The sequence below is a fragment of the Phenylobacterium sp. CCH9-H3 genome (assembly GCF_001557235.1).
Lineage (GTDB): Bacteria > Pseudomonadota > Alphaproteobacteria > Caulobacterales > Caulobacteraceae > Phenylobacterium.
On sequence record NZ_LSJI01000092.1, the window covers coordinates 26,069 to 38,531 of the forward strand.

Below are 12,463 nucleotides of genomic sequence, written 5' to 3' on the forward strand. Positions count from 1 at the left end.
GGTGCGCCCCTTTGATCCCCGGAGAGCCACATGACCCTCAGCAACACCGAAGTCCGCGACCGCCTGTGGAAGGCCGTCGACGACGAGCACACCGGCATGCTCGGCCTGACCCACGACAATCACCACTTCCAGCCGATGACCGCCTTCGTGGAGAAGGACACCAACACGTTGTGGTTCTTCACCCGCAACGACACCGACCTGGCCCAGAGCCTGGCCGGCGGCGCGGGGGCGGACGCCGCCTTCATCTTCCTGGACCGCAAGCTGCAGGCCTGCATCGACGGGCGGCTGACCCTGGCGCACGACCGCGAGCGGATCGACCGCTACTGGAACGCCCACGTGGCGGCCTGGTACCCCGAGGGCAAGGACGACCCGGCCCTGACCCTGCTGCGCCTGGACGTCAGCGAGGCTGCGGTGTGGATCACGGATGGCGGTCTGCTGAAGTACGCTTTCGAGGTGGCCAAGGCCAACACCACCGGCAGCACGCCGGACGTGGGCGAGCGGCGCGACCTGAACTTCCACTAGCTGGCGGCGAGACGCGGGCGGGACGCCCTGGCTCCGCGTCTCGCACCCACTGATTCGAAGTTCACGGGCATTGCGAGCAAGCTGACCGGGCGTCTTGCGTCGACTATCCGACGCGGAAAGGCGCTGAATTCTCCAATGTTAAGAATGGTTACCACGATTTTGCCCGAATTCGCGGCCGGCGAAGCTTGAGTGTCGCGTACTCGACAGTCGCGCTTGTCGCGCACCGGTAACTTGAAACCCAAGCCGTGGAACGGCGTTTCGAGTCCCCGATGCAGAGGCCCGTCCCCCTGGCACAGAACAGCCTGCTCGACGCACTTCCCGCTGGCGACCACGCGTTCTTGGTTCCCCACCTGACCCAGGTCGAGTTGGAGCGCGGCCGGCTGCTCTATGACCCCGGCGACGCGATCGACCACGTCTACTTCCCGCACGACGGGGTGATCTCGCTGATGACCCTGATGGAGAACGGCGCGGCCATCGAGAGCTCGACCATCGGGCCCGAGGGCGCCCTGGGCCTGATGGCCGCCGTGGCGCCGCGCCAGTCGCTGAGCCGGGCGATCGTCCAGACCCCGCTGCGCGCCGCCCGCATCGGCGCGGAGCGCCTGCACGAGGCGTGGGAGAAGAGTCCCGCCCTGCGCGACCTGGTCGACCGGCACGGCGAGGCGCTGTACGGCCACACGATCCAGTCGGTGGCGTGCAACGCCCTGCATTCGGTCGAGGCGCGCTTCTGCCGCTGGCTGCTCACCTGCCACGACCGCATCTCCACCGACACGGTCGCCCTGACGCAGGAGTTCCTGGCGGACATGCTGGGCGTGCAGCGCACCACCGTGACGGCCGTCGCGCGGTCGCTGCAGGACAAGGGCCTGATCCGTTACCGCCGCGGGGTGGTGGACATCATGGACCGCGCGGGCCTGCAGGCCCTGGCCTGCGAGTGCTACGAGGTGATCCGCAACCACTATCACCGGCTGCTCGGGACCTGAGGGCCGCGTTCCTCGCCGCGGCGGCGGGACTCGTCGCGCGGGCCATTGCGCGGGAGCGGTTTTCCCCCTTTTCTCGGCGTCGCCGACGGTTCCGACCTGGAAGCGCGGCCTGGCTGATCGAGAAGAGACCGATGATTTCCGAAATGCGCAAGATTCTGCTGTCGGCCGGCGCGGCCGCGGCGCTGGCGTTCGCCGCCGCGCCGGCGTGGAGCGCCGATGCGCCTGAGTCCCCCTCGCTGGCCTCGCCCAGGTACGGGACCTGGGGCTTCGACCTTTCCGGCATGGACCGCAGCGTCAAGCCGGGCGACGACTTCTTCAAGTTCGCCAACGGCAAGTGGGCCGAACGCACCGAGATCCCCGCCGACCGGGTCCGCTACGGCAACTTCCACAAGCTGCGCGAGCTCTCCGACAACCGCATGCACGCGATCCTCGAGGACGCGGCGGCGGGGCGATTGACCGATCCCGACGCGGCCAAGATCGCCGCCGGCTACCGCGCGTTCATGGACGAGGCGGCCGTCGAGGCGCTGGACGCCAAGCCCCTGGCGCCCGAGCTGGCCGAGATCCGCAAGGTCGGCTCGAAGGACGACTTCACCGCCCTGATGGGGAAGTCCAACCTCAGCGGCTTCACGTCGATCCTGCCGGTGTACATCTCGATCGACGCCAAGGCGCCCACCCGGTACGCCGTGATGAGCGCCACCGGGGGCCTGGGCCTGCCCGACCGGGACTACTACCTGCAGCCCGGCTTCGCGGAGAAGAAGGCCAAGTACGAGGCCTATGTCGCCGAGCTGCTGACGATGATCGGCTGGGAGAAGCCGGCCGAGAACGCCAAGGCCATCGTGGCCTTCGAGACCCAGCTGGCGGAGGCGAGCTGGACGCGGGTGGAGCGGCGCGACCGCGACAAGACCTACAACCCCATGACCCCGGCCCAACTGGCGGCCTACACCCCGGGCTTCGCCTGGAACCGCTATCTGGCCGAGACCGGCCTGCCGAACGTCGACCGGATCGTGGTGACCACCAACACCGCCTTCCCCAGGTTCGCCCAGGTCTATGCCGAAACCCCGCTGGACACGCTGAAGGCATGGCAGGCGTTCCACCTGGCCGACAGCGCCGCACCCTACCTGTCCAAGCGTTTCGTGGACGCCAACTACGCCTTCCGGCTGAAGGAGCTGGCCGGCCAGCCCGAGCAGCAGGCGCGCTGGAAGCGGGCGGCGACCTTCATGAACGGCGCCCTCGGCGAGTCCATCGGCCGGGTCTATGTGGCCCGCTACTTCCCGCCGGAAGCCAAGGCCAAGATGGACGCCCTGGTGGGCGACGTCCGGACCGCCCTCGGCGCGCGGATCGAGAAGCTGGACTGGATGGGCCCCGACACCAAGCAGCGGGCGCTGGAGAAGCTGGCCAAGTTCACGGTCAAGATCGCCTACCCCGCGACCTGGCGCGACTATGCCGCCCTGGAGCTGAAGCCGGACGACCTCTACGGCAACGTCGGCCGGGCGGGCGCTTTCGAGTGGCGGCGCCACGTGGCCCGGCTGAACGGGCCGGTGGACAAGGCCGAGTGGGGCATGACCCCGCAGACCGTGAACGCCTACTACAACTTCGCCAACAACGAGATCGTGTTCCCGGCGGCGATCCTGCAGCCGCCGTTCTTCGATCCGGACGCCGACCCGGCCATCAACTATGGCGGCATCGGCGGCGTGATCGGCCACGAGATCAGCCACGGCTTCGACGACCAGGGCCGCAAGTCGGACGGCGACGGCGTGCTGCGCGACTGGTGGACGGCTGAGGACGCCGCCAAGTTCAAGGTCCAGGCCGACCGTCTGGGCGCCCAATACTCGGCCTTCGAACCGCTGCCTGGAGCCAGGGTGCAGGGCGGGCTGACCATGGGCGAGAACATCGGCGACATGGGCGGGCTGTCGCTGGCGCTGGACGCCTATCGCACCTCGCTGAAGGGTAAGCCCGCGCCGGTGATCGACGGCCTGACCGGCGACCAGCGGGTGTTCCTGGGCTGGGCCCAGGTCTGGCGCGAGAAGATCCGCGACGAGGCCCTACGCCAGCAGGTGGTCACCGATCCGCACTCCCCGGCCTACTACCGGGTCAACGGCACGATCCGGAACATTCCCGGCTGGTACGACGCCTGGAACGTCCAGCCGGGCGACCAGCTCTACGTGCCGCCCGAGCAGCGCGTGCGGATCTGGTAGGGGCTCAGCCCACCAGCTGGGCCGCCCCGAAGGCCAGGCCGCACAGGAGCGCGGTCTGGACGCCGAGGGCGGCCAGCGGGCGCCAGCCCATGGAGCGCAGGCCGGCGATGGAGGTCTTGGCGCCTACGGCCACGACGCCCGCGCCGATCAGCATGTTGGAGGCGAACGCGGCCGCCGGCAGGACGTCCGTCGGCACGGCCCCTGCGCTACGCAAGGCGGCCAGGCCGAAGAAGGCGATGACGAAGCCGGGCAGCAGGGCCGCTCGGCCCAGCGCCTGCCGGTCGCCGCCCGCCTCGCGCGCGGCGCGGGCGAAAGCGAAGGCCACCGTCGCCACCACCAGGGCCAGCAGCGACACCCGCACCAGCTTGACGGTGACGGCCATGTCGCCGACCGCCGGGGAGACCGAGTAGCCGGCCCCGGCCACCTGGGCCACGTCATGGATCGAGGCGCCCAGGAAGACGGCCGCGGCCTCGGGCGGCAGGCCGGCGATGTGAGCGAGGGCGGGGTAGGCCAGCATGGCCAGGGTGGAGAGCGTGGCCACCACCGCGACCACGTAGCCGGTCTGGCGCTCGGTCTCGGCGCCCTTGGGCAGCACGCTGGCCACGGCCATGGCCGCGGAGGCGCCGCAGATGGCGGTGGCGCTGGCCGACAGCATGGAAAAGCCGCGGGGCAGGCCGAACAGCCGCCCGATGCCCGAGCCGAGGGCCAGGGTCAGGGCCACGCAGCCAAGGACCAGCAGAAGGGTCTGGACGCCCAGGTGGGCGAAGTCGCCCAGCACGATGCGCAGGCCCAGGAGCGCGATGCCCGCCCGCAGCAGCGGCCGCTCGGCGACCTGGAGACCCGGCGACAGGTCCAGGCGTCCGGCCAGGGGCGCGGCGATCAGGAAGCCCGCAGCCAGGGCGAAGGGCGCCACGGGCTGATGCAGGATGGTGGCGGCCCAGGTGGCCAGCGCGGTCAGCAGCGCCGCCACCGCGAGACCCGGCAGCCAGGCCGGCGCCTTCAGCGGCGGCTTGGGGGCGGTGCGGTGGGTAACCATGCGCTCATGCAGTTCGCGGATGCGGCGGCTGCCCGAGGTCTCGAACGCAAAGGGAAACAGGCCGTGGAGCAGGCAGGCCATCGCGCCCACCGCCATGGTGGCCGCAAAGCCCCAGGCCGACACCAGGTGCTCGAAATAGCTCTCGCCCACCGTGGCGGGGTGCTGGGTGAAGGCCTTGAGCATCGTCGGTCCCGGCTCGCGGAAATGAGCCTTGAAGGATGCCGGAACGGGCGGGAAAATCATCGCCGATCGTAGCGTCAGAACCGCCCGGGAGGAGAATGTTGCTCCCATCTGGAACGCAGTGGGAGAATTTTGAACTAAATCTGGAGTTAAACGGGCGTATGGTGTCCTAGGCCTGGCCGCCGAATCGCCGGGCGGCTAGTCGCGGCGCGGGACTCCGAACGCCCGAAGCCGGGCCGGCAGGCGGGTGGCTTGGCGGGTGGCTTCCCGCATGGAGCTGAACGGGGTGGCGTCGCGCTGGGCGGCGACCCATTCCATGGCCCCGTCGGCGGCGAGGCGGAGATAGGCGGGGCCATCGGCGGCGTAGTCGGCGATCCGGGCGACGAAGGCCGGGATCATCGGAATTTCCTGTTGCGCGGTGGTGGCGGTCATGGGGTTCCTCCCTGTCGTTGCGGGGGAAACCTAAGCCCGGCGGCGGGCCGGTAACCATTTCGGTCCATTACCTAGGGCCCGACCCCTACGGAGAATCACGCTGGGGCGGCTTGTCGCAGGGCTCAGCCGTGGACGCGAACGCCGCCGACCAGGGTGGCGCGCACACGGGCGGCGGACGGGGCGCACAGCACCTGCGCCAACGGCGCATCCAGCAGGCAAAGGTCGGCCGGGGCCCCTGGAGCCACGCGGCGCGCGACGCGCCCCGGCGCCGCCGGCTCGTCGAGGTAGAGGGCCAGGGCGCGGGCGGCGTCCACGCGTTCGGCCGGCCCGAACGCCACCCCGCCCCGGCTGCGGCGCGCGACGGCGGCGGCGATCCCGGCCCATGGGTCGGGCGTGGCGTAGGGCGCGTCCGAGCTGGCGGCGACCGGCACGCCCGCGTCCAGCAGGCTCTTCAGCCGATAAAGGTCTGGCCGGTCCTGCGGGCCGACCTCGGCGGCATAGCGGTCGCCGCGTTCGTGGATGAACGCCGGCTGGGTGACCACGGCGAGCTTCAGCCGCTTCAGCGTGGCGATGGCCTCGGCCGGGATGACGCCGCCGTGCTCGATCCGGTCACCGACGCAGCTCCCGGCGGTCTCGAAGGCGGCCAGGGTCAGGGCCAGTTCGCCCGCCGTGACGCAGTGGACGGCCACGGGCCGCCGCTGGGCGCGGGCGGCGGCGATGCGGGCCACGAAGTCGTCCAGGTCGGGCAGGCTGTGGTCGTCCAGCAGCACCTTCACCGGCCCGACCGCGAAGGCGCCGTCGGCCGGCGCCTCGAGCGACCGGCCGCTCATCAGGATCAGGCGCTGGGGCAGATGGCCCGCGCGGTGAGCCTCGGCCAGCCGCCCCGCGCCCGCGGCGTCCATGGTGACGCTGGCGTCGGTGAGCGCGGTGATCCCACAAGCCGCCAGGCGGGCGCCGATCGGAGCGAGCGGCGGCGGCGGCTCGCGGAGGCGGCTGCGCAGCCAGGCGTCGGCGCGCCAGAGCCGGCCGCTCTCGCGGTCCAGGCCCGACGGGTCGTCGCCCTCCCCCAGGGCCGCGAGCCCGAGACTGTTGAGGGTCCAGAGCGAGCCGGTCTGGTGCTGGACGCGCAGCGGGTGGCGCGGGGCCAGGCGGTCGAGGTCGGCGCGGCTCAGGTCGCCGGCCAGAGTCTCATGGTAGCCGGTGACCCGGATCCAGGCCCCCGGCGGGCGGGCGGCGGCGGCCTCGGCGACGCGCGCGGCGAAGGCGGCGGGTGTCGCGGCGTCTTCCACCGGAACCGAGGCGGCCTGGGCGGCCAGTCCGAACAGGTGGATGTGGTGGTCGCAAAGGCCCGGGATCAGCGCCCCGCCGCGCCCGTCCAGCTCGTCCCCGGCGGGCGGCAGGCGGCGACCGATCTCCGCGATGCGGCCGCCGACGATCCGCACGTCCAGGCCGGGCCGGCCAGCCACCTCCACGTCGCGGAGGGTCAGGGCGGTCACGCGGCCCGCCGCAGGTGGCAGAGGTCCGCAGCGCGGGCGGCGGAACCTGCGAGGGAGACGTCGACCAGGACGCCGCCGCCGCCCTCCAGGCCACGCAGCGCCCCCGCCGCGGCCGAGAGGCCCGTGACGGGATCGGCCAGGGCGTCGCCCAGGAAGCGGGGCCCGTCGCGCGTCCAATCGACCAGGCCGCCGGCCGCCGCCGCGTCGTCGCCGAACGCCACCCGCTGGGCCGCGGGACCGGTCCAGCCGTGGCCGGTGACCGCCACCCAGACCAGGCCGGGATTGGCGGCGAACAGCGCGGCCGGGTCCAGGCCCAGGGACGGCAGGGCGCGGGGCCGGGCGCTGGTGATCACGATGTCGGCCGCGGCGATGGCCTGGACCAGCCGGGCCTGGCCCTGCGGAGCCGAGAGGTCGAGCGCAAGTTGCGTCTTGGCGCCGTTGAGGGCGGCGAAGAAGGCGGGCGTGGACCCGCGCGTCGGGTCGGGGCGGCGGACGCTTTCGACCTTCAGCACCTCGGCGCCCATGGCCGCCAGGATCGCGCCGCACATCGGGCCGGCCCAGAGAGCGGAGAGATCGACGGCCCGCAGGACCTCGCGCCGGGATGCGCCGGAGGCCATGCGGATCAGGGATGGGACGGCCGCCTCCGCCGCCCGCTCGCCCACGGCCGCGGCGGGCAGGCTCAGCAGGGCCGCGCCCGCAACCAGCTCGCCGCAGGTCCGGTCCGGCGCGTGCGCCTCCACGAGGTCCCAGGGATCGGCGCCGGCGTCGCAGCCCAGCCAGGCCGGGATCAGGTCGCGGTCCTCCTCGCGGGCGAGGTTCAGGGCCATCCAGCCGTCGGCGGCGCGGAAAAGGCGGCAGGCGGCGTTGGGGGAGACGCGACCCGGCGCCGCGAGCGGCAGGTGGCCGGCGCGATCCAGCACGCCCAAGGCCTGCGGCTCCACCCGGCGGCCAAAGCGGGCGGTGAGCGCCGCGACGTCGGCGCCCAGCGCATCCAGGGCCGGCTGGATCGGGCTCACGCCGCCACCTCGTCGACTAGGCCCCACGCGAGGGCCGTCGCCAGGTCCACCTCGGCGCCCGAGATGGCCATCCAGCAGGCCCGGCGACGGCCGATGCGTCGGGGAATGGTCGCCGTGCCGCCGGCGCCGGGGATCAGGCCCATGGAGACCTCGGGCAGCCGGAAGTATGCGCCGGGCCTGGCCGCGACGCGGGCCGCGGCGGCCGGGACCTCGATCCCCGCGCCGATACAGGCGCCGTGGACCTCGACCGTCAGCCGCTCGCCCAGGGCCTGGGCCAGGCGCGCGGGCGAACGCAGGGTGCGGATCAGGTGCGCCTGCCCCGGGTCGGGCGCGCGGCCGAACTCGTCCAGGTCGCCGCCGGCGCTGAACGCGGGCCCGGCGCCGGACAGGCGGACCGGAGGCGCATCCGGGTGCTCCAAGGCGAAGGCCAAGGCCTCGCACAGCTCGTCGCGCATCCGGGCGTCGAAGGCGTTGCGGGCGGCGGGGCGGTCGAGCCGGATCGAGAGGGTCCGGCCGGCGTCGATCCGCACGCGCGGGCCCGGCTCGTCCGCACGCGTCCGTGGGGGATTCGCCGTCCGCCAAGTTCGGAAGCCTTCGGACGCCAGCAGCATGGAATAGGCCAGCGACTCGTTCACCAGGGCCTGGTCGAACGAGACGTCCAAGGTCGTGCGGAAGACCTGGGCGGCCACGGCGGCGGCCACCGGCTGGCGCGCCACGGCCGCCTGCAGCGCGGCCAGCGCCGCGTCCAGGCGCTCGGGCGCGACGCCCACCCAGGGGCCGGGCGCGGCGGGGTCGGCGCAGACCAGGATGTCGAAGGGGTCCAGCGCGCCGCCCGGGACCGGCCCGCCGCGATGCACGCCCACCTGCACCACCCCGGGGGTGTGCGCCAGCGGCGGCGGATCGACCCCGATCTCGGTGACCGCGAGGCCGGCCCCGGAGAGTTGCGTCAGGTCGGCGATGAGGCCGGTCCCCATCACATCACGCTGCGGCGGGCTTGGCGGTCAGTTCGGCCTTGAGCTGGCGGCGGAGCAGCTTGCCCGTGTCGTTGTAGGGCAGCGCCTCGCGGAACGCCCAGACCTCGGGCGTCTTGGTGGAGCGCAGCCGCGCCCGGACCCAGGCGGCGAGGTCCTCAGGCGCCGGCGCCGGATCGCGAGGCACCACGACGGCGGCGACCGTCTCGCCCCAGCGGTCGTCGGGCACGCCCAGGACGGCGACGTCGGCCACGGCCGGGTGGGCGCGCAGCACATCCTCGATCTCGCCGGGGCTCATGTTCTCCCCGCCGCGCACGATCACGTCGTCCAGGCGGCCCTCCACGAAGAGATAGCCCGCCTCGTCCAGCCAGCCGCCGTCGTTGGTGGCGAACCAGCCGTCGTCGCTGAGCATCTTCTTGTGAGCGTATTCGCCCGAGACCTGCTCGCCGCGCACGTAGATCTCGCCGGGCTGGTTGGGGCCCAGGACCCGGCCTTCCGGGTCGCGGATCTCGAGCTCGAGCGAGGGTAGCGGGCGGCCCACGGAACCCAGCCGGCGCCTGGCGGCCGCGTCGTCGGAATAGATCGCCATGCGGTGATCGTCCGGCCCCAGCACCGCGATGGTCGAGGAGGTCTCGGTCAGGCCGTAGGCGTTCACGAAGTCCACGTGCGGCAGCAGCGCCAGGGCCCGCTCGATCACCGGCAGGGGCATCCGGCCACCCCCGTAGCTCAGCGCCCTCAGGGCCGGCAGGCTCTCGCCGCGCGCCTCCAGGACGTCGAGGATCGCGCCCAGCATGGTGGGCACGACCATGGCGTGGCTGATCGCCTCGCGCGCCGCCGCCTCCACCCATGCCTCGGCGGTGAAGGCCTCCAGGTAGACGATCCGCCGGCCTCCGTAGACGCCGGTCAGGACCGCCGAGATCCCGGCGATGTGGTAGGGCGGCACGGAGACCAGGGCCGCCTCGCCCTCCTCCGCGCCGAGGAATTCGACCGTGGAGATCACATAGCTGGTAAGGTTGGCGTGGCGCAGGATGGCGGCCTTGGGCTCGCCCGTCGTGCCGCTGGTGAAGAGAAGGACCGCGATGTCGGGCTGGGCGTCGGGCAGGTCGTCCGGCGCAGGGCTGGCGCAGGCCGCCTCGAAGGCCGAGCGGGCGACCACGGTCACCCCCGCGTGCGGCTCCAACCGCCCCAGCATGTCGTCGTCGACGATGGCCGCCGAGGGCGCGGTGCGGGCCAGGAGCCGGTTCAGGTCGGCGTTGGGCAGCCGGTAGTTCAGCGGCGCGAACGGCTTGCCCAGCAGGCCCGCGGCGAACACGGCGATGGGCAGGGCCGGCCCGTTCAGGCCCAGGAAGGCGATCGTCTCCCCGCCATAGCCCGCCAGCCAGGCGGCGGCGGCCCGGGCGCGGCGGCGGGTCTCGTCGAAGGTCAGGCCGTCGGACCGGCCGCCCAGCGCCAGCCGGTCCGGCGCGGCGTCGGCCGCCATGTCGAGAAGGAGAGCGGTATGCATCGCCTCAGTCCGACGACGGCAGCTTCTTGGCCTCCTGGGCGCCGATGGCGCGGCCGTCGACGCTGAGCGAGCCCTGGCCGGCCTTGGAGCACAGCACCTCGAGGCCGGTCTCCGGATCGCTGTACCGCTTGCCGGCGGCGCTGCCGGCGGCGTGCGCGTCGGCCAGCACGAGGTCGCCGCTCCGCGCCTCGGCGTGGGGGATCACGGGGTGGCCGCCGCACTCCAGGCTGGCCGGCGCCTTGGGCGGCCGCACCACCACCAGCTCCGCGTCGCACACCGCGCTCTTCCAGCGCGACCCCGGTTTCAGGTCCATCGTCTGTTCGCTCCCTTTGCGTCCAGGAGCTTAGCGCCCGCCCCCGCCCGCGTCGACGCGGACGCAGGGGGAGGGTCAGGCGTCGACAGGCTTACGGGTCGGCGCCAGCACGGCGAAGAACGGCTCGCCGCAGCGGGAGGGGTCGTCGCCGCAGCAGTCGTGGACCAGGAAGGCCATCAGGTCGTTGATGTGGCGATAGTCGGCGCTGTAGATGATCGACCGGCCCTCGCGCCGCGACCGGACGACGCCGGCGTGCGCCATCACCGCCAGGCTGCTGGAGAGAGTGTTCTGCAGCATGTCGAGGCGCCGCGCGATCTCGCCCGCGGCGATCCCCTCCGGACCGGCCTCGATGAGCATCCTGAAAATGGTCAGACGGCGTTCGTTCCCCAGGGCGGACAGGGCGTTGGCGGCGCGCAACACTTCCATGGTTCGAGATAACTCGGAGTTGCGAAACGATCCCTCGCCGACCCTGTCGCGAACTTGCGATTGAGAGCGACTATCAAACGGCACCTTAACGCCGTTCAGTGCGCCGCGTCGAGGCCCCGTCGGCGGAAAGTTCGCCTGGAACCTTGGCGACAGCCGTGCCCGCACCGACGGCGAACCGCGTTGATCCGCTAACCTTTCGGAGATGCACACCCCGTAGGCTCGAGCGTGACGTGATCGAGGCGAGGGCCAGAGTTATGAAGATGCATTCCGCCGGCAAGTTCGCGCTGGCCCTTTCCGCCGTGACCGTGATGGCCGCGACCCCGGCGCTGGCCAAGAACGACAAGAACAAGGACAAGGGCCCGCCCCCGCCTTCCGGCGGTACGACGTTCGTCCCGGTCTCCTGCGAGGCGGCAGGCGTCCAGCTGGGCGCCCTGGACTGCAGCGGCTGGCTGCAGGACAACCTGAACGTCGACGGCCTCGGCGTCGGCACGCTGGACAAGCGGACCGCTCGCACGGACGCGCTGAACGACCTCGCGGGCGGCTCGGTGTTCGACGCCGCCACCCTGGTCCCGCTGGCGAAGTACAACACCAGCGGCCCGACCATCGACTTCGGCCAGACGCTGTACGGGATCACCCTCGTGGGCTTCCACGTGGGTGGGGCGAACGGCGCGGGTGGCATCGGCTATAGCGGCACCGCCTTCTTCAAGTTCGACGCTGGCGCGGGCATGGACAGCTTCACGTTCAACATGCCGGGCCTGTCGAACGCGGCCCTCTACAGCACGGGCGTCGCGGTGCCGGAACCGGCGACCTGGGCGATGATGATCATGGGCTTCGGGGCCGCGGGCGCGCTGCTACGCCGCCGCCGCCGCGCCCTCGCCTGAGGGAATTCATCAAGTTGTGATCGAGGCCCCGGTTCTCCGGGGCCTTTTTCTTGCCTGACTCCCTCGCCTGCTTTGGCGAATTTCAGGCGGGTTTTCCGATAGTTAAGGAATCATTACCCGCCGCGAGCGAGGCCTGGCCCGCCGGGGACACCCTTCGGTTGTTTGACGTATCGTCGTTATTCGATGCAACGTTTTGCGGCTTGGGGGCGGGTTGTTCCAACGGCGTCCATACGGACGATGGGAGTGGGGTACGGAAGATGCGAATGAAATCGGTTCTAGCCGCGGGCGCCGCGGCGATGGTCCTGGGGGCGGCCGGCACGGCCTCCGCCGCGGTCATCATCACCGACGGCAACCTGCCAGGCAGCCTCGACACCATCCTCATCGATGGCGATGACGACGGCACGGACAACGAGATTCTCGGTCTGAGCAACGATGGCTGGACGGTCAAGATCGTCGGCAACGAGGACATCGCGCCGAGCAACCAGGGCGGCGGCCAGGTCTGGGTCGTCGGCAG

13 protein-coding genes are annotated in these 12,463 nt (G+C 72.1%); 5 read left to right on the forward strand and 8 right to left on the reverse strand.

The annotated features are described in order from the left end of the window. The first annotated feature begins 30 nt into the window (after window positions 1-30). The 3 genes from AX721_RS08160 (at window position 31) to AX721_RS08170 (ending at window position 3,694) form a co-directional block, all read left to right on the forward strand. Entirely contained in the window at window positions 31-522 is a 492-nt protein-coding gene (locus AX721_RS08160) for a pyridoxamine 5'-phosphate oxidase family protein (RefSeq protein WP_068875517.1), read from the forward strand. Window positions 523-791: 269 nt separating this feature from the next. Continuing rightward, window positions 792-1,499, forward strand: coding sequence for a Crp/Fnr family transcriptional regulator (locus tag AX721_RS08165; protein ID WP_068875518.1), 708 nt, complete (start codon window positions 792-794; stop codon window positions 1,497-1,499). Window positions 1,500-1,642: 143 nt separating this feature from the next. Beyond that, window positions 1,643-3,694 carry a M13 family metallopeptidase gene (locus AX721_RS08170; protein WP_068875530.1) on the forward strand — a complete coding sequence of 684 codons (2,052 nt, stop codon included), beginning with the start codon at window positions 1,643-1,645 and terminating at the stop codon, window positions 3,692-3,694. 4 nt (window positions 3,695-3,698) lie between these two features. Here AX721_RS08170 and AX721_RS08175 read toward each other — a convergent pair whose 3' ends face one another. The 8 genes from AX721_RS08175 to AX721_RS08210 form a co-directional block, all read right to left on the reverse strand. Next, a complete protein-coding gene (locus tag AX721_RS08175) occupies window positions 3,699-4,913 on the reverse strand; it encodes a putative sulfate exporter family transporter (RefSeq protein WP_197422505.1) in 1,215 nt (404 codons plus the stop codon). Window positions 4,914-5,108: 195 nt separating this feature from the next. Continuing rightward, window positions 5,109-5,342 carry a hypothetical protein gene (locus AX721_RS08180; protein WP_068875520.1) on the reverse strand — a complete coding sequence of 78 codons (234 nt, stop codon included), beginning with the start codon at window positions 5,340-5,342 and terminating at the stop codon, window positions 5,109-5,111. Between the two features lie 122 nt (window positions 5,343-5,464). Beyond that, complete coding sequence (locus AX721_RS27295) at window positions 5,465-6,838, reverse strand: amidohydrolase family protein (RefSeq protein ID WP_068875521.1); 1,374 nt, start codon at window positions 6,836-6,838, stop codon at window positions 5,465-5,467. Next, window positions 6,835-7,854, reverse strand: a complete 1,020-nt coding sequence (locus tag AX721_RS27300; protein WP_068875522.1) for a CoA transferase — start codon at window positions 7,852-7,854, stop codon at window positions 6,835-6,837. The genes AX721_RS27295 and AX721_RS27300 overlap by 4 nt, the downstream gene beginning before the upstream one ends. Beyond that, a complete protein-coding gene (locus AX721_RS08195) occupies window positions 7,851-8,828 on the reverse strand; it encodes an enoyl-CoA hydratase/isomerase family protein (RefSeq protein ID WP_082765476.1) in 978 nt (325 codons plus the stop codon). The genes AX721_RS27300 and AX721_RS08195 overlap by 4 nt, the downstream gene beginning before the upstream one ends. Window positions 8,829-8,832: 4 nt before the next feature. Continuing rightward, on the reverse strand, window positions 8,833-10,329 hold the full coding sequence (locus AX721_RS08200) for a class I adenylate-forming enzyme family protein (protein ID WP_068875524.1): 1,497 nt from the start codon (window positions 10,327-10,329) through the stop codon (window positions 8,833-8,835). A gap of 4 nt (window positions 10,330-10,333) precedes the next feature. Beyond that, window positions 10,334-10,642, reverse strand: coding sequence for a hypothetical protein (locus tag AX721_RS08205; protein ID WP_068875525.1), 309 nt, complete (start codon window positions 10,640-10,642; stop codon window positions 10,334-10,336). A 75-nt stretch (window positions 10,643-10,717) separates the two neighbouring features. After that, a complete protein-coding gene (locus tag AX721_RS08210) occupies window positions 10,718-11,068 on the reverse strand; it encodes a helix-turn-helix transcriptional regulator (protein WP_068875526.1) in 351 nt (116 codons plus the stop codon). 254 nt (window positions 11,069-11,322) lie between these two features. Here AX721_RS08210 and AX721_RS27850 point away from each other — a divergent pair, with 254 nt between their 5' ends. After that, window positions 11,323-11,949, forward strand: coding sequence for a PEPxxWA-CTERM sorting domain-containing protein (locus tag AX721_RS27850; protein ID WP_068875527.1), 627 nt, complete (start codon window positions 11,323-11,325; stop codon window positions 11,947-11,949). Between the two features lie 263 nt (window positions 11,950-12,212). Next, window positions 12,213-12,463 (forward strand): hypothetical protein (locus AX721_RS08220; protein WP_156467070.1); only part of this gene is annotated, 251 nt, incomplete at its 3' end.